21 protein-coding genes and 2 tRNA genes are annotated in these 21766 nt (G+C 68.5%); 7 read left to right on the top strand and 16 right to left on the bottom strand.

The window, feature by feature from the left end; translation table 11 throughout:
• Positions 1–53 precede the first annotated feature (53 nt).
• The 7 genes from RIB98_04420 to RIB98_04390 all read right to left on the bottom strand — a co-directional run bounded on the left by RIB98_04420 (position 54) and on the right by RIB98_04390 (position 6707).
• Entirely contained in the window at positions 54–2621 is a 2568-nt protein-coding gene (locus RIB98_04420) for a sulfatase-like hydrolase/transferase (protein ID MEQ8840202.1), read from the bottom strand.
• On the bottom strand, positions 2618–3064 hold the full coding sequence (locus RIB98_04415) for an SRPBCC family protein (protein MEQ8840201.1): 447 nt from the start codon (positions 3062–3064) through the stop codon (positions 2618–2620). The genes RIB98_04420 and RIB98_04415 overlap by 4 nt, the downstream gene beginning before the upstream one ends.
• A 73-nt stretch (positions 3065–3137) precedes the next feature.
• A complete protein-coding gene (locus RIB98_04410) occupies positions 3138–3965 on the bottom strand; it encodes an SDR family oxidoreductase (protein ID MEQ8840200.1) in 828 nt (275 codons plus the stop codon).
• Between the two features lie 24 nt (positions 3966–3989).
• Positions 3990–4505, bottom strand: coding sequence for an inorganic diphosphatase (locus RIB98_04405; protein ID MEQ8840199.1), 516 nt, complete (start codon positions 4503–4505; stop codon positions 3990–3992).
• Between the two features lie 136 nt (positions 4506–4641).
• Positions 4642–5193 (bottom strand): hypothetical protein, encoded by a 552-nt coding sequence (locus RIB98_04400; protein ID MEQ8840198.1) that lies wholly within the window; start codon positions 5191–5193, stop codon positions 4642–4644.
• 480 nt (positions 5194–5673) lie between these two features.
• Positions 5674–5916 (bottom strand): sigma factor, encoded by a 243-nt coding sequence (locus RIB98_04395; GenBank protein ID MEQ8840197.1) that lies wholly within the window; start codon positions 5914–5916, stop codon positions 5674–5676.
• Between the two features lie 125 nt (positions 5917–6041).
• On the bottom strand, positions 6042–6707 hold the full coding sequence (locus RIB98_04390) for a response regulator transcription factor (GenBank protein ID MEQ8840196.1): 666 nt from the start codon (positions 6705–6707) through the stop codon (positions 6042–6044).
• Between the two features lie 128 nt (positions 6708–6835).
• Between RIB98_04390 and RIB98_04385 the strand changes: the two genes are divergently transcribed.
• A complete protein-coding gene (locus RIB98_04385) occupies positions 6836–7150 on the top strand; it encodes a hypothetical protein (GenBank protein ID MEQ8840195.1) in 315 nt (104 codons plus the stop codon).
• Positions 7151–7212: 62 nt separating this feature from the next.
• On the opposite strand, the gene RIB98_04380 is transcribed toward RIB98_04385, so the two are convergent.
• A tRNA-Glu gene (locus RIB98_04380) sits at positions 7213–7288 on the bottom strand.
• Positions 7289–7403: 115 nt separating this feature from the next.
• Between RIB98_04380 and RIB98_04375 the strand changes: the two genes are divergently transcribed.
• Both RIB98_04375 and RIB98_04370 read left to right on the top strand, forming a co-directional pair.
• Complete coding sequence (locus tag RIB98_04375; protein MEQ8840194.1) at positions 7404–7937, top strand: OsmC family protein; 534 nt, start codon at positions 7404–7406, stop codon at positions 7935–7937.
• Positions 7938–8768: a methyltransferase domain-containing protein gene (locus RIB98_04370; GenBank protein MEQ8840193.1), complete on the top strand. Its 831-nt coding sequence runs from the start codon at positions 7938–7940 to the stop codon at positions 8766–8768. It begins immediately after the preceding gene.
• Positions 8769–8824: 56 nt separating this feature from the next.
• On the opposite strand, the gene RIB98_04365 is transcribed toward RIB98_04370, so the two are convergent.
• The 3 genes from RIB98_04365 to gltX form a co-directional block, all read right to left on the bottom strand.
• Positions 8825–8896 (bottom strand) — tRNA-Gln (locus tag RIB98_04365).
• A gap of 106 nt (positions 8897–9002) precedes the next feature.
• Positions 9003–9632 (bottom strand): YdcF family protein, encoded by a 630-nt coding sequence (locus tag RIB98_04360; protein ID MEQ8840192.1) that lies wholly within the window; start codon positions 9630–9632, stop codon positions 9003–9005.
• A gap of 3 nt (positions 9633–9635) precedes the next feature.
• Positions 9636–11060: a glutamate--tRNA ligase gene (gene gltX / locus RIB98_04355; protein MEQ8840191.1), complete on the bottom strand. Its 1425-nt coding sequence runs from the start codon at positions 11058–11060 to the stop codon at positions 9636–9638.
• A 58-nt stretch (positions 11061–11118) separates the two neighbouring features.
• On the opposite strand from gltX, the gene RIB98_04350 reads away from it, so the two are divergent.
• Both RIB98_04350 and RIB98_04345 read left to right on the top strand, forming a co-directional pair.
• Positions 11119–11490 carry a DUF4190 domain-containing protein gene (locus RIB98_04350; GenBank protein ID MEQ8840190.1) on the top strand — a complete coding sequence of 124 codons (372 nt, stop codon included), beginning with the start codon at positions 11119–11121 and terminating at the stop codon, positions 11488–11490.
• A 75-nt stretch (positions 11491–11565) separates the two neighbouring features.
• A complete protein-coding gene (locus tag RIB98_04345) occupies positions 11566–12753 on the top strand; it encodes a hypothetical protein (protein ID MEQ8840189.1) in 1188 nt (395 codons plus the stop codon).
• Positions 12754–12758: 5 nt separating this feature from the next.
• On the opposite strand, the gene RIB98_04340 is transcribed toward RIB98_04345, so the two are convergent.
• The 5 genes from RIB98_04340 to RIB98_04320 are packed head-to-tail and all read right to left on the bottom strand — an operon-like array spanning position 12759 to position 17508.
• On the bottom strand, positions 12759–13280 hold the full coding sequence (locus RIB98_04340) for a hypothetical protein (protein MEQ8840188.1): 522 nt from the start codon (positions 13278–13280) through the stop codon (positions 12759–12761).
• Positions 13281–13302: 22 nt separating this feature from the next.
• On the bottom strand, positions 13303–13875 hold the full coding sequence (locus tag RIB98_04335; GenBank protein MEQ8840187.1) for a DUF427 domain-containing protein: 573 nt from the start codon (positions 13873–13875) through the stop codon (positions 13303–13305).
• Positions 13876–13911: 36 nt separating this feature from the next.
• Positions 13912–15591, bottom strand: a complete 1680-nt coding sequence (gene cimA / locus RIB98_04330; GenBank protein ID MEQ8840186.1) for a citramalate synthase — start codon at positions 15589–15591, stop codon at positions 13912–13914.
• A complete protein-coding gene (locus tag RIB98_04325) occupies positions 15588–16505 on the bottom strand; it encodes a branched-chain amino acid transaminase (protein MEQ8840185.1) in 918 nt (305 codons plus the stop codon). The genes cimA and RIB98_04325 overlap by 4 nt, the downstream gene beginning before the upstream one ends.
• A gap of 22 nt (positions 16506–16527) precedes the next feature.
• On the bottom strand, positions 16528–17508 hold the full coding sequence (locus RIB98_04320; protein MEQ8840184.1) for a 3-isopropylmalate dehydrogenase: 981 nt from the start codon (positions 17506–17508) through the stop codon (positions 16528–16530).
• A 220-nt stretch (positions 17509–17728) separates the two neighbouring features.
• Here RIB98_04320 and RIB98_04315 point away from each other — a divergent pair, with 220 nt between their 5' ends.
• Both RIB98_04315 and RIB98_04310 read left to right on the top strand, forming a co-directional pair.
• On the top strand, positions 17729–18658 hold the full coding sequence (locus RIB98_04315; GenBank protein MEQ8840183.1) for a phytanoyl-CoA dioxygenase family protein: 930 nt from the start codon (positions 17729–17731) through the stop codon (positions 18656–18658).
• A 140-nt stretch (positions 18659–18798) separates the two neighbouring features.
• Positions 18799–21756 carry an S-layer homology domain-containing protein gene (locus tag RIB98_04310; GenBank protein ID MEQ8840182.1) on the top strand — a complete coding sequence of 986 codons (2958 nt, stop codon included), beginning with the start codon at positions 18799–18801 and terminating at the stop codon, positions 21754–21756.
• Positions 21757–21766: the final 10 nt, after the last annotated feature.

Raw genomic sequence — 21766 nt, 5'->3', positions numbered from 1 at the left:
GCTGTATGTCGCATGCAGGGAAGGGCCAGTCCCCCGGCCCCGTCCTCGACCTCTCAGGTGCGGGCGGCGAGGAGGCCGAGAAGCTCGCGCGCGACCATCGGGCCCGCGTTCTGGTTCTGCCCGGTGACGAGGTTGCCGTCGACCACCCAGTGGTTGGCGAACGGATCGCGGAAACGGGTTTCGCTCTCGAACTCGGCGCCGACCCTGCGCAGCTCCGTCTCCGGATGATGTGGCGTCGAGCCGATACCGAGCTCCTGCACCTGCTTGTCGGTGACGGCGCTGATCCTGCGGCCCTTCACGAGCGGCTCACCGTCGGTTCCCTTGGCGTTGATCAAGCCGAGCGGGCCGTGGCAGATGCCGCCGATCAGCCTGCCGGCCGCGTTGGCTTCGGTCATCTTCTCGCCGAGCACTTCGGAGAATCCGAAGTCGAAGGCTGCGCCCCACCCACCGGCGAGGAACACGATGTCGTAGTCGTTCATGTCGAGATCACCGATGGCGAGCGACTCGCTGACCTTCCCACGGAGCTCGTCGTCACCCAGGAAGCGGTCGTCCTCGGGGGTGCGGATCGGGGCGCGTAGCGACTGGGGGTCGACCGGGACCACACCGCCGAGCGGACTGGCGATGTCGACGGACAGGCCGGCGTCGAGGAACGCGTAGTACGGCACGGTCATCTCGCTCGCGAACACGCCGGTCGGCTTGCCGATGTCGAGCACGCCGGCGTTGGTCGCGACCACGAGCGCTCGGCGGCCGGGAAGGTCGAACTCGACAGGATCGGTGTCATCGGGATGCATGCCGACCTTCTGGAGGAGCTTGCGCACCAGACGGGCGGGGGGCGGCGGGGTCTTGGTCATGGGGCCTCGGGGAGGACGGCGTGACGCATACGGCCACGGGGTGTTCCGCTCGGGAACGGATCGGGCACGTTCGTCTTCGAGCACGACGCGGAGGTGGGCCGACACGGCTGCGGCGACCTCGTCGCGCCAGCGGTTCTCGGCCTCGATCGGATCGGCGTCGAGGTCGTAGAGCTCCCACTGATCCGGGAGTGCCTCGGTGCGGTACTGCGGCCCCGCGGGACCATCGGCGGCCAGATGCCGGACCCCGGGCTCGGTCCACGTCGACGGATCGTCGAACGTTCGCACCAGCTTCCAGAGGTGGCCGTCACCGCCCGACGCCTCGGTGTCGGCGACGCGGGCGACGATCCCCTCGAAAGTCGCGGCGACGTGGGCCGGCACCTGGATGCGCAGCGGCATCGGTGGCTTCTCGGTGCGGCCGAAGCGACGGGCCACGCCGGACGCGCCGCTGTCACCCTCGAGCATGTTGTCGTTCGTCATCAGGTAGACCGCCCGGTCGCGGTCGGCCGTGACCTCGCCGTCGACGACCGCCATGAGGTTGCGGCCGGGGAGGGGGTGGACCTCGGAGAACGACGCGCGCAGGGTCGCCGCGACCTCGGCCTCGTCGATACCCGCGGCACCGAGCAGGGTGGGAACGAGATCGACGTGGGAGGTGGGCGCGTCGACGACGGCTGAGCCGGATGTGGCCCGTTGCCCGACCCGGGCGATCGCGAACGGCACCCGCGTCGCCTCGTCGTAGAGCTGGAACCACTTCTGGTGGAGGCCGCCGTGGGAACCGAGCAGTTCGCCGTGATCCGAGGTGCGAACGACGACGGCGTTCTCGGCGCCGGCGACGACGGCCCGCCGTACCTGGTCGAGCGGTCCGTCGACCTCGGCATGGAGCCGGTAGTAGGTGTCGCGGTACTTCTGGGCATTGCCGGCATAGAGCCGAGCCACGGCGGGCGCCGGCCCGTAGCCGCCCGGGTACGCCTCCCGGTAGGCGATCTGCGCGGCGGGCTTCGTCGCGAGATCCTCGTGGGCAGTCGGCGACTCGTCGATCGGCGGCGGATCGAGCAGAGCCGACGGTTGCAGCGGGTTGCGCCGAAGCCAGGCAGGAAAGAGAACGATGTCGTGGGGGTTCACGAAGCTGGCGACGAGCAGAAACGGCCTGAGGGCGTCGGCATCGCCGGCTCGGCGGCGGGCGTAGCGGTGCTCGAGCCAGGCGACCACCCGCGCCGCGATCAGCGGATCACGGCGCAGTCCCGAGTCGGCCAAGGCCCCACCGTGGGGCTCGGGCCCCACCCAGCCGGAGAAGCCGAAGGGGTCGAGCCGATCGGCGGCGAGGTAGCGCTCGACCGCCTCCGGGATCACGTTGCCGGCGTCGTCGTTGGTCGTCACCCGCTCGCCGTCGTCATCGACGAGATCGGCGTGGGTGATGTGCCACTTGCCGTCGTAGTGGGTGTCGTAGCCCGCCGCCCGGAACCAGTGGCCGAGCGTCGGCACCTCGCCCTCGCGCAGCCAGCGCATCCGCGAGTCGTCGGCCATCTTGCCGAGTCCGTCGGTCTGGGTCACACCGTGGACACCGGGGTACTGCCCGGTGAACAGTGTGGGCCGGCTCGGAACACAGGCGAGCGAGCCGGTGTAGTGGCGCCGGAAATTCACGGCGTTGTCGTCGAACCAGGATTCGGCGGCCAGCACTCGACGCCGCCACGCGGCGACGTCGTCGGTCTCGTAGGGCGGGGCCGCGCGCTCCTCGTCGCTCATCAAGATGACGACATCGGGTCGGTCGGTCATGCCCCGGCTTCCGGTGCGAAGTGGGCGGCCAGGCCGTCGAGCATCTGCTCCGACGCCGCGCCGAGCCGTCGTCCCACGGCCCGGGCGATCGCCTTCTGCGGGAGCCGCGGGCCGGCATCGATCTGGGAGGTGAGCGTCGCCGACGTCTGATCACCTGATGGCGCCAACTGCCAGGTGTTGGTGACCGACCTGATCACCGGGGGAAGCCCGGTCAGGCGGTAGGCGAGCGTGCGGCCCGGCTCGTAGGTCTCGACGGTCTCCACGAGAGTGATGCGGCCGGTCTGGATTCGGCGCGTCGTGCCGACGCCCTCGGTCTGCTCGGTCAGCAGACAGGAGTGGTCGACATTCGGGGCCCATGCGCTGATGCTCGCGAAGTCGGACAGGGCGGCCCACACCTCATCGGACGATGCTGCGATCACCCGGCTTCTGACGACACTCACCATGGACGGACCCTAAGTAGTGACAGTCCAACTGTCAACACATTGGTTCGTCGCACATTGCCGAGGTGGGCGATACTCAGCGCCCGGTCAACCAGGTTGCGGGGTGCAGGTCGGGCGGGAACATCGAACCCTGCCAGCGCTGCATCCCGCCGATCCATCGGTCGACGTCGGCGCCCTTGCGGGTGACGTACTCGGCGACGTCGGGGTGGGGCAGCACGTGGAATCGTTCGTCGCGCAGGGCCTCGATGACACTGTCGGCCACGTCCGTCGAGCTGAGCGTGCCATCGGCGCCCGCGACATCGGCGCCGGGGCCGACCAGCTTGTCGACGTCGGGGCTGTTCGGGAGGATGTTCGTAGCCACGGCCTGCGGGCACAGCACGGAGACCTTGATGCCCTGATGACCGTGGGTGATCGCCACCCACTCCGCGAGCGCCACCGCCGCGTGCTTCGTGATCGTGTAGTGCAGCGACCCGAACTGGGAGAGCAGACCCGCCGCCGAGGCGGTGTTGAGGAGATAGCCGCCACCACGCTCGGCCATGTGGGGGATGACCGCCCGGGCGGCGTAGAGATGCGCGAGCACGTGCACCTCGAACATCCGGGTGAGGTCCTCGACCGGCGCCTCGAGGCCGCCGAGGGTGACGTAGCCGGCGTTGGACACGAAGAGTCCGATGGGACCGTGATCGCCTTCGGTCTCGTCGACGACGGCCCGGATCGCCGCCTCGTCGGTGACATCGCAACCCACCGCCGTGCCGCCGACGGTCGACGCCACGGCGGCCGCACCCGCCTCGTCCCGATCGACCACGACCACATGGGCGGCGCCCTCTCGATGGAAGCGCTCGACCAACGCCTCGCCGATGCCGCTCGCCCCACCGGTGACGACGGCGACCTTTCCCTGGAGTTCCATGGCGCGACGTTACCCGTGAGCGCCCTACTCGTGAGCGCCCATCTGCTCATGGCGAGCCCGAGCCGCGGCGATCTCCGCGACCGCTTCGCTCAGCCCGCCCCAGTCCCCCACCTCGGTGGACTTCGACGGCTCGAGGGCCTTGTAGATCTCGAAGAAGTGGCTGATCTCCGCACGGAGATGAGCGGAGACGTCGCTCAGCGACTTGATCTCGTCCCAGCGGGGGTCGCCGGCCGGGACCGACAGAACCTTGGCGTCAGGGCCCATCTCGTCGCGCATCCAGAAGACGCCGAGCGCCCTGGCGGTGATGTGACACCCGGGGATCGTCGGTTCCTCGAGCAACACGAGCACGTCGAGCGGGTCGCCGTCCTCGCCCAGCGTGTCGGGGATGAACCCGTAGTCGGCCGGGTAGGACGTCGCCGTGAACAGGTGACGATCGAGCCAGATCGCCCCCGTCTCGTGATCGATCTCGTACTTGTTGCGGGATCCCTTCGGGATTTCCACCACCATGTCGAAAACTGCATCGTTGAGGTCGTTCTCCATGCTCGTATTGTGGCCCCTTGTGGCCAGGAACCGCCGCCAGTTGGGACATTGGGGTCAGACCCCTGTCCCACCTCGTGTCCGACCTCGGAGGTCATCATGCGATGTTGGGACGGGGGTCTGACCCCGGCGTCCCAACTCAGGGGAGGGCGGCGATCGCCTCGGCGGCCGCGGCTGGGGTCGTGGTGGAGGTGTCGACGGTGAGGGCGGTGCCGGGGAGTGGCGAGTCGTCGAAGGTCGACAGGATCTCGCGCAGCCGCACGGCATCGGTCAGCTTGTGATGGCCCTGGCGCGAGTCGCCGTCCACCCGCGCTTCGAGATCGGCGGGGTCGCCGGTGAGGCGCACCAGGAGGCTGCGACCGCCGGCGGCGGCGACAGCATCGGTGACCCGGGCGGCGAACGAAACGAACCGATCACGACCGTCGTCACCGCCCCACGCCGAGCTGTTCGTGAAGATGAGCGACATGCCCTCGGCGATCGCCGTCGCACACACATCGACCCGCAGCCGCTCGATCACCGCGTTGAACGACGGGGTGCCGAGGCCGAAGATCGGCCGGACCACGTTCACACTCAGGTGGTTGTGAAACAGCGGGTCCCCCGTCAGCTCCGAGAGCTTCTCGGCGACGGTCAGCTTCCCGACTGCCGGCGGGCCATAGAGATACGTCAGCGTGGGCACGGTCGCAGCGGACATGTCGCATGTCTCCGGATCAGGGGTGAGGCGACAGTAGCGCCGCCGGGCCCCTCCCGGGATCGTCGTCGAACGAGCCGCGCGTTGGGGTCGGCGAGCACGGTCGATTCCAAGGCGGCGCGGTTCCGCTGCTGACAGGTGGCGTCGGTGCGGCCGCGGTGGGCGGCCGGTCGTCGATGACGTCGTTCAGGTCGCTTTCGACCTCGATCAGGTCGTTGCGAAACGGAATGCGGTCCCGGTACCAGGCGTCGACCGCAGCCCACGTGTCGGTGTCGACCGGTGACGAAGACAGCGCCGGCAACGCCGCCCGATCCCGTTCCTCGCCGGCCGGGTCCGCCCCACCCGACGACGGGTGATCTCGGCGCCGATGTCGGTGGCCCGCACGATCGGTCCGGCGATCAGCTGCGGGAAGAGGCTGACGATGCCGACGACCGACGGTGTCATCGCCAGGCGGGTCAGCGTGGGTCGCCCCTCGGACAGTTCTCAGCGGGCGCGGTGGGCGACTGCTCTCTGGTGAGCAATCGAGCTGACCCAGAGTTGCACCGAACCTGTCCCGGGCTCGAAGAAGCGGGCGTGGGCCCAGACGCTCACGAGGGCGTCGAACATGGCCTGCTGCGCGGCGATCGGGTCGTCGACCACATTGCGAACCAGGCCCCAGACGGAGGGGGCCAGCTGGTCGTAGAGGTCGGCGAACGCCTGCTGGTCGCCACCCGCCACCTTCGCCATCAGCGCGAGGTTCGGATCGGGCGCGGTCGCCGGTTGCGAGGGAAGTGCTGGAGTGCTCGCGCCCATGATGAGCGCTGTTACCCCGTCCGACCCGGAGCCAAACCTCGACAGCTGGACCGGAACGTCTATTCGACCAACCGCTGACGGTCGGGGCTCATCCCGTTGGCCGTGCCCCAGAGAACCGCCTCCACCCGCGTGGTGGCATCGATCTTGCGGTACGCGCCGCGGATGTGGGTCTTGATCGTGTTGATGCTGAGGTAGAGCAGCGCGGCGATCTCGATATTGGTCTTGCCCTGGGTCACCAGCGCGAGGATCTCGGCTTCTCGCTCGCTGAGCCCGGCGTCGCGCCCCGGCCACTCGAGATCCGGATTCGAGTACCGACGACGGGGCGGGTCGCTGACCACGACGTCGCCGTGCATGATGTTGGCGAGCGCATCGACGAGTTCGTCGCCGGACATGTGCTTCGACAGATAGCCCACCGCGCCGAGGCCGAGCGCCGCGGTGATGAGGTCGGGCCGGAAGTTCCAGGTGAACACCACGACCCGCGCCGCCAGGTCGTTGGAGATGAGCTGCTGGAGGGTGGCAAAGTCGGTGTTGGGTTCGGCGAACGTGTCGTAGAGCGCGATGTCCACCGGCTGGGCAACCGGCATGTTCGCGTCGATCTCGGCGACCTCGAACCGATGAGCGAACGGCTCCAGGATCACCTGGAGCCCCGCCAGGACCACGCTGTAGTCGTTGACGATCGCCACCTGCACCGGCGCGCTACTGCTGACACCCGTTGACGACGTCACCGTGGGAGTGTCACAGCCGAGGCCGGCCAACGCAACCCAAATCACCCCTAGGGGTGAGGCGCGCCCGGGGCGCGATGAAAGAGTGTGGGACTGGACTGGCTCGCGGTCGCCGCGACCCTCGGAGCGACATGCCCAGAGCACACTTCACGATCGATGCTGCCCGCGCCCAACCCGTGCTGATCCTGCGCGGGGAGCTCGACATGCACACGACCTCCCACGACCTCGTCGCACTGCGACACGCAGCACCCGTGGCCGTGCGCATGATCGATGCCCGAGACGTGACCTTCATCGATGCCAGCGGCATCTCACTGCTGCTCGCGATCACCGGCAACCGGCCCACGGACATCATCGCCTCGACCCCGGTTCGGCGCCTGATAGAGCTCTGCGGCCTTGCGCCGACCCTCCGGGTGATGTCGCCGCGCCGCGCGAACGGACGTGTCTGAGTCGCGTAGCCCTGAGGCCTCTTCGGCGAGTAGCACGAGTACGGCCACTGACCGTCGCTCGCTGGTACCCCGTACGGGATTTGAACCCGTGCTACCACCTTGAGAGGGTGGCGTCCTAGGCCGCTAGACGAACGGGGCCCGTTCAATCCGCCGAGGCGGTTTGCGACTGGGTGAGTGTAGCCCCCTCGGCGGGGCGGCCCAACGCAGATTCCGGTCCGGAGAACAGACCCAGCACACTGCGGTACGGTGCACCATGACCACGGAGTCCGATTCGGGCCAGGGCATCCGCGAGGCGCACGATCGTCTCGATGCCGTCCTCTCCAGGCGTCCCGAGTTCGGCCGCGACACCGAGCGATCGGTCAGCACCGTCACCGGCGGGCTGCGGTGCACGTCCGAGGAAGGAGATTGGCGGTTCGAGACCGACCTCCCCGACACCCTCGGCGGGGAGGGTTCCGGCCCGTCCCCCGGGGTGCTCGGCCGGGCCGCTCTCGGCAGTTGCCTGGCGATCGGCTACCAGATGCGGGCCGCTCGACTCGGCGTTCCGGTCTTGTCGATTCGAGTCGAGATCGAGGCCGACTACGACGTCGCCGGCATGCTGTCGCCCGATGCCGACGCGCGACCCGGCTACTCCGAGGTGCGCTACCACGTCACCGTCGAGAGCGACGCGCCGGAAGCGGACATCCAGCGGGTGATCGACGAAGGCGACCTGCTGAGTCCGTACCTCGACGTCTTCTCGGCAACCACACCGATGCAGCGCCAGGTGTCGATCCGGCCGCCGGGGGTCTGAGTGGAACCGAAGCTCCAACGCCGGGTGCAGCGATACGGCTGGGACCGGGCCGCCGCTTCCTACGAGCCCTTCTGGCGGGACCAACTCCGCCCCGCCCACGACGAACTCGTCCGCAAGGCGGCATTGAAATCCGGCGAGCGGGTGGTCGATGTCGCTTGCGGCAGCGGCCAGATCACGTTCCGCGCGGCGGAGGCCGTCGGCGCCGAGGGCACCGTCCTCGGTCTCGACATCTCGGCGAAGATGGTCGCTGGAGCCGACGCGGACAGAGCCGAGCGGGGTACCGAGAATGTGACATTCCGCCGCGCCGATGCCGAGCAACTCGGCTGCGACGATGCGGCCTACGACGTGGCGCTGTGCTCGCTCGGGCTCATGTACGTGCCGTTGCCAGCGGTCGCGGTGGAGGAGATGCACCGCTGTCTCGTGCCGGCAGGACGCATCGCCGTGTCGGTGTGGGGCGAACGCCGCAATTGCGGTTGGGCCGAGATCTTCCCGATCGTCGATCACCGGGTGCAGTCCGACGTGTGTCCGATGTTCTTCTCGCTCGGTGCGCCCGGGGCGATCGAGTCGGTCCTCACCGGCGCCGGTTTCCGCGATGTCGAGGTCACGCGGCTCGTGGTCGAGCTGGCCTACCGCAACGAGGAGGACGCCATCGGGGCCGCCTTCCTGGGCGGGCCGGTGGCTCTCCCCTACGGCCGATTCGACGACGACACCAAGCGGGCGGTCGAGGAGGAGTACCTCGCATCGCTCGCGCCGTTTCGAGACGGAAACGGCTATCGAGTTTCCGGCGAGTTCGTCGTCGCGTCCGCGTCCCGCGGGGTCTCAGCGGCCTGACCACCGGGCCGGGGAGAACGCGGAAGCGGCACCCCGGAGGGTGCCGCTTCGCCGAGCTCGGGGAGGAGGACTTGAACCCCCAATAACTGGACCAGAACCAGTTGTGTTACCGATTACACCATCCCCGAAGGACGGGTGAATGCTACCCGACCCGACCGCCGGTGCCGACCCGGTTTCACCGAGTCGGACAGCAGTTGGGACGGGGGTCTGACCCCAGCGTCCCAACTGGGGGGGTCAGCCGACGCTGCCGAGCCAGTTGTCGACGCGGCGGTAGCCGAGGATGCGGCCGAGGGAGACGGCGGCGGTTTCGCGGGCGAGCTGCTTGGCCGACGACGAGCCGTCGGTCGACGAGACGTTGGCGCGCAGACCGACCTGATCGGCGATCTGGCGCAGGCGCAGAGCGTGATAGGGGTCGCTCACGAGCACGACCGAATCGAGATCCTCGCCGCGCAGGACCCGGGCCGTGGCGGCGAGCTGCTGCCAGGACGAGTCGCCGTCGGTGACCACCAGGATCTGCTCCTCGGGTATGCCCGCGAAGCGCAGGTACTCGAAGCCGGCAAAGCCCTCGGTGAAGCGATCGCCGGGACGGTTCGACCCGGTGGTGACGACGATGTCGGCGACACCCGCCTGCCACAACTCGAGCGCGTGGTCGAGACGGCTGGCGAACACCGGCGAGGGTCGACCGTCGTACTGGGCCGCGCCGAGGACGACGATGGCGTCGACCGGGGACCGCTCGTCCTCCCCCGCGGAGCGAAGCACCTGGAGAAAGGTGACCCCGACATAGAGGACACCGAGCAGACCGGCGACGGCCGCAGCGCGCCGGATGACACGGGCGGTCAGCCAGGTGGGCCGCCGCACCTGCATGGCTCAGGCGTCGAGCCGGGCACGGGCCGCGGCGATGCGGGAGAGGCAGACGTCGTGGCCGAGATGCGTCATCGCCTCCCACAACGGAATGCCCGCGCCACGCCCGGTCAGCGCGATCCGCAGCGGTGCCTGCGACATCACCTTTGCGTCGAGCTCCTCGCTCAGCGCGGTGCCGACGCCCATCACGGTCGCCTCGAGCCGGTCGCGGTCGGTGAAGTCGTCGTCCGCGAGGGCGGCCGCGATGTCGTCGAGCACCCGATCTGGCACCCGACCCTTCACCATGGCCTTGGTCCAGGCCTTCTCCTCGTAGTCGTCGATGGAATCGACGAAGAGCCAGTCGAGCCAGGCGGGCGCCTCGGCCAGCGTCGAGATCCGTTGCTGCACGTCCTCCACCAGCGCCAGGGCGATGGTGCGGTCGTAGTTGGCGACGGGGTAGGGGGCGTCGTCGGCGACGAACCACGGCTCGGCGGCCTCGAGGAATGCCATCGGCGTCATCGCCTTGATGTATTCGGCGTTGATGTGATCGAGCTTCTTCGGGTCGAAGAAGGCCGGCGCCTTGTTCACGTCGGCGAGTTCGAACAGCTCGATGATCTCCTCGATCGGGCGGATCTCGACCCCGTCCTTGGGGCCCCAGCCGAGCAGCGCCAGCGCGTTGCGCATCGCTCCGGGCAGGTAGCCCTTGGCCACGTAGTCGGCGAGGGCGACATCGTCGCGCCGCTTCGACAGCTTCTTGCGTTGCTCGTTGACCAGCAGCGGCAGGTGCGCGTAGGTGGGCGACTCGCCGAAACCGAGCGCGTCCCAGAGCAGCTTCACCTTGGGTGTGGTGTTGAGCAGATCCTCGCCGCGGATGACATGGGTGATGCCCATGTCGTGATCGTCGACCGCGTTGGCGATCAGAAACACCGGCGAGCCGTCGCCACGGCGGATCACGAAGTCCTCGATGGTGTCGTGGGCCACCTCGACCCGACCCCGCACGAGATCGTCGATCACCGTGCTGCCCTCGTCGGGTGCCCGGAACCGCACGACCACACCGGGACCGTCGGCCACGTCACGATCGCGAGACCAACCGTGGTAGCCGGCGGGCAGGCCTGCGTCGGTCGCCCGTTGTCCGATCTCCTCACGGCTGAGGTCACAGAAGTAGGCCTTGCCGTCGGCCACGAGTTGGTCGACGGCGGCCACGTGTTGCGTCCGACGCTCGGACTGGAACAGGGGACCCTCGTCCCAGTCGAGCCCCAGCCAGGTGAGCGGCTCGGTGATCGCGTCGACGAACTCCTGGGTGGTCTTCGCCTCGTCGGTGTCTTCCACCCGCAACACGAAGGTGCCCCCCGTATGGCGGGCGTAGAGCCAGTTGAACAACGCGCTGCGGGCGCTGCCGACGTGGAGGAAGCCCGTCGGTGCCGGGGCGAAACGTACTCGGGGCGCGGTCACGGGGCCGAGGCTATCCCCCGCCGTTCATCGGCCAGCAGACGGCGCTAACTTCCATGCCGTGCGACAGAGCGAACCGGCGCCGGCCGGCTACTACCCGGACCCGCGGAACCACGCCGTGGAGCGATGGTGGGACGGCACCGCGTGGGCCGCGTCACCCGAGATGCCGCCGGTCAACGTGGCGCCGGTGATCGAGGAGCCCGTCGGACCGCCTCGCAACAATCAGTTCGCTCTTGCGTCGCTGGTGCTCTCGATCTCGTGGGTGTTCTTCATCGGCTCGATCCTCGGCGTGATCTTCGGGCACCTGGCCATGCAGCAGATCAAGGAGTCCGAGGGGCGCGAAGTCGGCCGAGGCAACGCGATGATCGGCCTGATCGTCGGCTACATCGGCATCGCCGGCGGCGTGCTCGCGCTCCTGATCGTTCTCGGCTAGACATTCCAGCTCATTTCACCTGTTTTCCTGTGGTTTGGTGTGTAGGGCGAACATGTGTTCGCTAGGATCGAGGGTATGGACACGGTGGACTTCGAGGAGCTGTGCGGGTTCGACCCGGCGGGCAAGACCCGTCGGCAGCTCGAAGCCGCTCTCGAGCGCTGTGGCCGGCTGACGTCGTTCGTCGCGTCGAAGAAGTTCTCCACGCTGGCCGCGCTGGCGGATCTCGCCGACGAGGGGGCCGCGCCGGCGGATACCAACCGGGCCCGAACTCGTGAATCGTCGCAGTCCTCGAAGCGGGCTGCCGCCACCGCGAACCAGATCACGATGATGCCGGCGCTCAGGGAGGCGCTCGCACAGGGCGAGATCTCGCCCGAGCACGCGGATGCCGCTGCGGCCGCCGCGGAGCGGGTCTCACCCGAGGCCGCCGACACGGCACTGACGAAGCTGGCCACCCTCCTGCCGGCCGATCGGTTCGCGAAGAAGGCCCGCGAGTGGGCCGGCGAGAACGAGGACGAAGCGGCGGCGGAATCTCGCCAGGAGCGGGCCCGCCGTGAGCGCGACGGGCGCCTCTGGCGAAAGAAGAACGGCCGCATCGGTATCTGCGGCGAGCTCGACCCGGTCGCCGGCGGCCCCGTCTTCGCGGCATGGAACGAGGAGATGGACCGGCTCTACCGGCTCGACGGCGGACGCGACGCCGACCCGGCCACGACGCGGACCTACGCCCAGCGCGGTGCCGATGCCCTCACCAACCTCGTGACCCGCACGCCGTCGTCATCGCCGGGGCCCGCCGCCGGCCCCACCTGCAGGCCATCGCGCGCCAAGCAGCCGCACCCGCGCTACACCACGCATCTACGCGTCGACCTGAGCCGCTGTACGACCGCCGACCCGAGCGGCACGGCGGCCTTTGTCGACGGCACACCCATCCCACAGTCGACGCTCGAGCGCATCGCCTGCGACAGCGCGTTCATCGGCGCCGTCTACGGCGCCGACGGCGCTGTCCTGTCGCAGGGCCGCAGCGTCCGCCTGGCCACCGACGACCAGTGGCATGCGCTCATCGACCGCGACGGTGGGTGCCGCCACTGCGGGGCCGACCCGGCTCGCTGTCGAGCTCACCACGTGACCGCGTGGGCCCCACCGGCCCGAGGACCGACCGACATCGACCAGTTGGTGCTCGTGTGCGACCACGGCCACACCCTCATCCATCACCAGGGTTGGCGGGTCGAGATCGACGACGAGGGCGCGTTCCACGTCGTTCCGCCGTGAACGACCTACAGCCCGAGCGGGGCCTTCCAGTCGGTGGCGCATGCGGCCGCGACGCCACCGGGCGACATCCGCAGCGTCGCCTCGGGAACGAGATCGGCGATCTCGCGCTCGGCGAAGTAGTGGATCGTCGTGTGGTGCACCTCGTCGAAGTACTTGCGGCGGAGCGTCACGAGCTCGTCGGGCGCCGGCCCCAGGTAGCCGAACAGGGTCAGCGCGATCTCGAGGTCGCCACGTATCGGCGCACGGCCGTAGAGCGAGGCCCGCCGCAGGGCGACGGCGCAGGCACCGGTCAACACGTCAGCAGCGTGCTCGCCGGGCGAGAGCACGAGCTGATCGGCGAAGGTCGTCGCCAGCTTCAACACGTAGCCCTGGTCCGGGCCCTGGTTGCCGACCGCAGGCCCCGACGGCTGGGGCGTGCCGATGACCTCGCCCGGGCGATCGGCTCGCCAGGATCCGTCACGACGGGGCGGCGAGCTGTAGACCTTCGGCTGGTTGAGACGACCGGGAACGTGCGTGGGTGCCGACATGGGCGAGAGCGTACCGGACCCGCTACCAGCCCGATGTCCCGGGATCGCCCTTGAACGGGCCGACGACGTCATCGGTGATCCAGCCGCCGTAGAAACCGCCGGCCTGCGGACGAACCACTTCCCCGTCGACCAGACACCGGACCCGACCTGGATAGAAGGCGACCCAGCCGGCATGGTCGGCGAACTCGGCATAGGGCTTCGGGTAGCGCCACCCGATCGGCTCCTCGGACCCTGTGACACCGACGTATTCCGCGATGCCCTTCCATTCACAATGCGACGAACCCGACACCGGCGCGAGCCGTCCGGCGACCACGAACTCGGGGGCGACGTAGAAGGTGGGCGGATGCGAGGTTTCGAGCACGCGGATCGAGTGGGCCGCGTCGGCGATCACCCCGTCGCCGTCCTCGACCACGACCCGGCGGGAGTCCGGCACGACCGCCGGCGGCCGTGGGTAGTCCCACACGGACTCCTGTCCGCGACCGGGTTCCTCGGCGAACGCGGGCCGTTCGGCCCCGCGATGCGTCCAGTGATCGCGAGCGTCCTGGAGCCATCGCGGCGCGTCGCTGCTTTTTGAGTCCCTGCTCTTGGAGGCCATGCTGTCGGAAGCCCTGTCGTCGCGAACGGTAGTGGATCAGGTGGTGTGGAGGAGTCCGTAGACCAGCGAGTCGACGAGGGCCTGCCACGACGCCTCGATGATGTTCTCCGACACACCGATGGTCGACCAGCTGCGGTCGCCGTTGGTGGAGTCGAGCAGCACCCGAGTGACCGCGCCGGTGCCCTTCTCGGTGTTGAGCACCCGCACTTTGAAGTCGGTCAGGCTGACCCGATCGAGCGCCGGGTAGCGCCCGTCGAGGGCGGCACGCACCGCGGCGTCGAGGGCGTTGACCGGGCCGTTGCCCTCACCCACCGCCATCTTGCGTTCGGGTCCGATCCACAGCTTCACGGTGGCCTGGGTGTCGACCTCGACCGCCACGTCGTTCCACATACGCGCGCCGGTTCCGGAGCGGTGGGCCATGTCGACCGAGAACGACTCGAGCTCGAAGTAGGGCTGTTCCCACCCGGTCGCGCCCCGCATGAGGAGTTCGAGCGACGCGTCGGCGGCCTCGAAGTGGTAGCCCTCGTGCTCGAGTCGCTTGAGCGTGTCGATGATGTCGCCCAGCACCTTGCCGCCCATGCCGTTGCCGTCGAGCTCGATGCCGAGGTCGGCGGCCTTCATCTCGAGCGTGGACCGGCCGGCCATCTCCGACACCAACACCCGGGTGCCGTTGCCGACCCAGGCCGGGGATACGTGTTCGTAGGCATCGGACCGGCGGCTGAGTGCGCTCGTGTGGAGCCCCGCCTTGTGGGCGAATGCGGTGGAACCGACGTAGGGCTGCTGCGGATCGGGCGTGAAGTTGACCAGCTCGGCGACATGGTGAGCGACCGAGGTGAGGTGTTCGAGGCGCCCCTCGGGCAGGCAGGAGATGCCCATCTTCAGTTCGAGGTTGGCCATGATCGGCACGAGATCGCAGTTGCCCACGCGCTCGCCGTAGCCGTTGATGGTGCCCTGCACCTGTGTGGCCCCGGCCCGCACCGCAGCGAGCGCGTTGGCCACACCGCACCCGGTGTCGTTGTGGAGGTGAATCCCGACCGCGCAGTCGACATGGGCGACCACGTCCCGCACGGCCGACTCGACATCGGGCGGCAGCGAGCCGCCATTGGTGTCGCACAGCACCACGGCTTCGGCGCCGGCCATTGCCGCCGCCTCGAGCACCGACAATGAGAACTCGGGGTTGCGCTTGTAGCCGTCGAAGAAGTGCTCGGCATCGAAGAACACCCGCTTGCCCTGGGCCACGAGGTACTCGACCGAGTCGCGCACCATCGCGACGCCCTCGTCGAGCGAGGTCTTGAGCGCCTCGGTGACGTGATAGTCCCAGCACTTGCCGACGATGCAGACCACGTTGGTCCCGGCGGCCACGAGATTGGCCAGTGTCTGATCGGCATCGACCTTGCCCCTGGGGCGGCGGGTCGATCCGAACGCCACGAACTCGCTCGTCGTGAGTTCGAGCTCGGTCTTTGCCCGCTCGAAGAACTCGTCGTCCTTCGGGTTGGCACCCGGCCACCCGCCCTCGATGTAGCCGACGCCCAGCCGGTCGAGCTGCTCGGCGATGCGGAGCTTGTCGTCGACGGTGAGAGAGATGCCCTCGAGCTGGGAGCCGTCGCGCAGGGTGGTGTCGTAGATCTCCACCCGGGTCGGCCACGACGGATCGTGGACCGGCGAGCGGTCGATCACGACGTCGTCGCTGTCCACCGGGCCGCCGTCGGCGCTCACGACGCCAGCTCGTTCCACGAGCGGTACTTGTCGTTCTTGCCCCGCACGACGTCGGCGTAGGCCTCGGCGATCGCCTTGGTTGCCGGCCCGGGGCAGGGCACGGCACGATCGTCGACGGAGTTCACCGCGCTGACCTCGGCCGCCGTGCCGACGACGAAGATCTCGTCCGCGATGTAGAGGTCGCTGCGGGCCATGTCGCCCACCCGGATGTCGATGCCGAGATCCTCGGCCAGGGTCATCACCGTGTGCTGCGTGATGCCCGGCAGCGCGCCCGACGAGGACGGCGGAGTCAGCACCACGCCGCCCCTGCCGACGAAGATGTTCTCGCCAGAGCATTCGCTGACCAGGCCGGCGTTGTTCAGCATGATCGCCTCGTCGTAGCCGGCGTTGAGGGCTTCCATCTTGGCCAGCGTGCTGTTGGCGTAGTTGCCGGTGGTCTTCGACGCCGGCGGCATGATGTTGTGATCGTGGCGGGTCCACGACGAGATCTTCATGCGCACGCCCTTGGTGACGGCGTCGTCTCCGAGATACGCACCCCACGGCCAGGCGGCGATGGAGATGTCGACCTTGCAGGCGCCGGTGGCGAGGCCCATCTCGCCGTAGCCGTAGTAGGCGATCGGGCGCAGGTAGCAGGCGGCGAGCCCCGAGTCGGCCACGACGTCCTTACAGGCCTGCACGATCTCGGACACCGAGTAGGTCATCGGCATGCCCAGGATCTTGGCCGAGTTGTAGAGCCGCTCGATGTGTTCGGTCAGCCGGAAGATGGCAGGGCCGTCGTCGGTCTCGTAGGCACGAATGCCCTCGAAGACGCCGGTGCCGTAGTGCAACGTGTGGGTGAGGACGTGGATCTTGGCGTCCGCCCACGGCACCATCTCACCGTTCATCCAGATGTGGGGCGTGGGTTCGAGCGGCATTTCGTCTCCTGTTTCCTCGCCCTCAGAGACGACCGGCGATGAGGTCGCCGATCTCCGAGGTCGAGCCGGTCAGCGTGTCGGGATCGGCGCAGGCCGCCCGAATGCGGTCGGCGGCCTCGGTCTCTCCCAGATGGTCGAGCATCAGTGCCCCCGACAATACGGCAGCGGTGGGGTTGGCCTTGCCGGTTCCGACGATGTCGGGGGCGGAGCCATGGACCGGCTCGAACATCGAGACCCGACCCGGGTGCAGATTGGCCGAGCTGGCGAAGCCGATGCCGCCGCTCACGGCACCACCCAGATCGGTGAGGATGTCGCCGAACAGGTTGTCGGTGACGATCACGTCGTAGCGCTGCGGGTCTTCGACGAAGTAGATGCACGCCGCGTCGACATGGTTGTAGGCCGTGTCCACGTCGGGGAACTCCTCGGCCACCTCGTTGAAGGTGCGCTCCCACAGGTCACCGGCGAACGTGAGCACGTTGGTCTTGTGACACATGGTCAGGTGTTTGCGGCGGGTCATCGCCAGCTCGAACGCGTAGCGAATGCAGCGCTCGACACCGTGGCGGGTGTTGACCGATCCCTGTGTGGCGATCTCCTCGGGCGTGCCCTTGCGCAGGAACCCGCCCTCCCCCGCATAGGTGCCCTCGGTGTTCTCCCGGATGACGATGAAGTCGTGCGAAGGAGCAACGAACGGCCGCTGGTTGATGTAGAGGTCGAGATCGAAGCGCATCTTGAGGAGCAGCCCGCGCTCGATGAGACCGGGGGGCACGTCGGGGGTGCCGACAGCGCCGAGGTAAATGGCGTCGAGGCCGCGCCATTCGGCGACGATCTCGTCGGTGAGCACGACCCCGTCCTTCAGGTAGCGGTCGCCACCGAGGTCGTAGTCGACGGTGTCGAGATCGATCCCGGCCGCGGCGATCACCTTCAGGCCCTCGGCGATGACCTCGGGACCGATGCCGTCGCCGCCGACGATCCCGACCCGGTGGGGACCAACCTGCTGTGTCATGAGTGCTCGCTTGTGTGTTCGTGAGTGAAGAGACCGAGAAATGAAAAACCGTCCACCGAAGTGGACGGTCGAATGCGCACGCCGACGGCGTGCGCTACGAAATCGCGATGATCGTCTGCATCATCATGCGACGAGTGTAACGGCGCGACGAAGCGCTGCTCAATCGGGCTCGCCCACCGGTCTGGCCGCGGGGGCAAGGGGACAGTACTCTCGGGCGGCAATGGGCTCTCCACCGATCGCCGCAGGCCGCCCGCCGAGCGAGCGGCGAGACGACCGCATCCGGGCGGCCGAGCACTACACCGGGGTCGGCCGCGCGCCCTGGCCGCCGACCTACGCCGACCCGTTCCCGGCGATCGGCGGCGGCCTCGTCGAGATCGATCGGCCGATGCTCGACGTCTCGATTCTCGGTGGGGCCGTACAGCACCACGGCGCCCTGATCGTGCGCTCCCTCCTGGCCGACGACGATGTCGCGGTGATGATCGACGCAATGCGCCGGGCCCGGGCCGAGCAGGCCCGCCACTACGACGGAATTGCCTGCGACCACGACTGGTTCGGCCCGATCGACACCGGTTCGAAGATGGACGCGGTACTGCGCAAGTCCAACGCCGACATCGGCGGTGTGTGGCTGGCCGACTCGCCGAGAGCCACCGAGCGCTACCTCGGCGCTCTCGCGCGCGCCGGCGTGACCGGCCTGCTCGGCGAACACTTCGGCGAGCCGCCACTCATTTCGTTGCAGAAGTCGACCATGCGCAGTGTCGAGCCGGCGGAACGGCTCACGACGTGGCACCAGGACGGCGCCTTCATGGGCGAGAACGTGCGGGCGATGAACCTCTGGGTGGCACTCACGGACTGCGGCGGCGACACCGGCGGCGCCGGCATGGAGATGATTCCCCGGCGCGTCGAAGAGATCCTGGACACGACCGGCGGCATCGTGCCCCACGCCATCCCCTTCGAGACCGTCGACGAGATCGCCGTGACAACGCCGGTGGTGAACCCCGTGTTCAGGGCCGGCGACGCGATCTTCTTCGACGACCGTTTCGTCCATCGCACCGCTGCCGTCCCCGGCCTGACGACCACCAGGCTCGCGGTGGAATGTTGGTTCTTTGCGCCGTCGAGCTTCGCCGAGACCTACACACGTCTCATGGCCTGAACGTTCCGGCGAACCGCCCTGCGGCAGTGCCCGGCCGCAGATGACCTCCAGTGTCCGCCGACGACCGATGTCCTCGCGCTCCCGAGGGATTTCGGCCCTGGTCGATCTCCTGCCTAAAGGAGCCGCCCGACGTGCCGACGGTGACCCGACCGGCAATCGCGCTGGGCGAAAGGGACATCCAGATGACATCGAAACGCACACCTCGAGCCGGAAGGGCGATTCTCGTTCTCACCGTGCTCCTGATGCTGGCCGGGCAGGGCGTGGCTGCGGCCGTGACCACCATCGGCGGGCTCACCGACCACGAGTACACCGAGCAGGACCCCGCCTTCCTGGCGGCGCCCGGGATCACCATCAACGGGGGCAACGCCTACGACGGCGAGTTCATGGACTTCTCGCTCGACTCGCAGCAGGCCGAGGAGATCCTCGCCCTCCAGTCCGTCGAGACCCCCGACGTCACCAACGGCGTCGTTTCGGTCGTCGGCACGTCGATCTATCTCGGCGACGGCGCGGCCGCCACCGTGATCGCCTCGATCGACGGCGTCTTCAACGGCACCAACGGCCAGAAGCTGCGCATCAACTTCACCTCCGACTTCCAGAACCCGGGCTTCGAGACGGACGGCGGCAGCACCAACGGCTGGACGCTCGTCGAAGGCGTCGTCGACCTCGGTGTGACCGAGCTCGCCGGCTTCACCTCACCCGACAGCGCTGACTACCCGGCCAACTCCGGCGGGAACGACAACGATTTCCCCTCCAGGCCGGGCACCTTCTCGGTGACGTCCGACAGCAGCACTGCGTCGGCCGGCACCTATTCCATGCGCCTCTCCTCGTCTGGTATGACCACGCTGAACAGCTGCGACGTCGTCCATGGTCCCGCCGCCATCAGCGGCGGGTTCGAGGCGTCCTCGGGCGATGAGATCTTCTTCGACTGGCGTGCGTTCTCCGGCGCCGACGCGTACCACGTGTTCGGCTACATCATCGACGAAGCGGGCAATGAGACCGTCGTGCTCGACACCTACACGAACTCGACGTCCAACACGGACTGGGTCACCAAGGCCACGACGATCCCGGCCGACGGCACGTACAAGTTCGTGTTCGTCAGCGGCACGTACGACGCCACTTGCGGCAACGCTGCCGGTGCCGCCCTCCACATCGACAACGTGCGGGTCTACGGCTCGAAGGTGAACGACGCTGCCGTCCAGCAGATCGCCCGTCTCCTGACGTATGAGAACGGCTCCGATGCCCCGACGCCCACGCGTACGGTGACCATCGATGCCGTCAGCCAGGTCGACGGCACCGCGACGGACACGTTCGAGATCGCGATCACCCCGGTGCACGACGCACCGTCGATCGACGACCCCGCCGCCGCGGTGTTCAACAACCTCGAGGGTGACGACGACTTCACCCCGATCACCGGCACCATCACCGGCGACGATCCCGATGAGGACGTCAAGGCGTTCGACATCACCGACTCGGAAACCGGGAGCTGGGAACTCGACGGCGTGACCTACGACCGTCGTGTCGTCGGCACCTGGTCGACGCTCTACGTCGAATCGGCCACCGGCAACTACCGCGCCGAGGTCGACGACGCGTTGGCCGAGGCCATGGTCGTCGACGACAGCGAGGCCTACGAGGTCTCGATGACCGTCGACGGTGTCACCGTCGCCACCGACTTCGAGATCCAGATGAACGTCGAAACGGCGCCGGGCGCCCCGGTGCTCGACACCGCCACCTCCGGCATCAATGCGGTCGAACTCGACTGGACCGCACCGGAGTGGGTCGGCGGCTCGCCGATCACGGACTATGTCGTCCGCTACTCGACCAACGGAGTCGACTGGACCGTCTTCGATGACGGCGTCGGCACCGGCACCTCGACGACGGTCACCGGCCTCACCGCCGGCACCGAGTACCAGTTCGACGTGATGGCGACCAACGCCAACGGCACCGGCGCGGCCTCCGCGCCGAAGTCCGCCACGCCGCGCACCGGTCAGGCTCCGCTCGTCGGCGTCACCGGCGGCTTCTCGATCGGCAAGTCGGCGACCCTCGGGTCGACCGGTGGCTCCGGCACCGGCGCCGTCACCTACGAGGTGATCAGCGGCCCGTGTGTCATCAACGGGACCTCCATCACGTCGACCACCGCCGGCGTCTGCCGGGTCGTGGCCACCAAGGCCGGCGACAGCACGTATGTCGCCGCCACCTCGGCCGCCTTCCGGATCATCGCCGCCGACGCGCCCGCCGCTGTCCTCGACGATCCTGAGGATCCGACCAACGACGACGACGAGTTCCGCTCCGGCGACCCCGTCGAGATCACCGCTTGTGGTTTCGAAGCGGGCAGCGAGGTCGAGCTCACCCTCGACGACGGCACTGATCTCGGCACCGCGCTGATCGGTTCCGACGGATGTTTCACCGGCACCGTCACGCTCCCCGAGGACCTCGAGGACGGCGATCATTCCTTCACCGTGACCGGTAAGGACACCTACGGCGCAGCCGCTTCCACGACCGTGCCGTTCACGATCCGTGCGGGCTATGCCCCTGGCCCCTGCCTGTCGATGACGTGGTCGATCGAGTCCCCGACCATCTTCAGTGATGTCGAGGCCGGCCGCTTCTACACCGACCCGACGAGCTGGGCCTACCGCAACGAGATCGTGTACGGGCGCAGCGCCGGCACGATGGCGCCCGACTCGGCCATGACGCGAGCTGAGCTCGTGACCATGGTCCACCGGATGCTGTGTCTCCCCGAACCCGAAGCCGTCGCCCCGTTCGGCGACATCGTCGAGGGCTCGTACTACGACACGGCGCTCGACTGGGCCTACGGTGCCGGCGTGATCGAGGGTCGCAACGGTGACGTATTCGATCCCGACGCACCGGTGACCCGTGGCGAACTCGCTGCGATTCTGCACCGCTTGGCAGAGCTGCCGACTCCCGACGACGGCGTCTCCTTCGCCGACGTCGACTCGGATCGCTTCTACGCCGCAGCCACCTCGTGGATGGGAGCCACCGGGCTGGCCGACGCGGACGATGCGTTCGACCCCGAGGGCAGCACGTCCCGGGCCGAGGCGTTGACGATGCTCCACCGCCTGAACACCGAGGATCTGTACTGATCACGACGTT

The organism is Acidimicrobiales bacterium (assembly GCA_040219515.1).
Lineage (GTDB): Bacteria > Actinomycetota > Acidimicrobiia > Acidimicrobiales > Aldehydirespiratoraceae > JAJRXC01.
The sequence above is the reverse complement of the archived record's forward strand: the minus strand, read 5'-3'. Positions and strand labels throughout refer to the sequence as shown.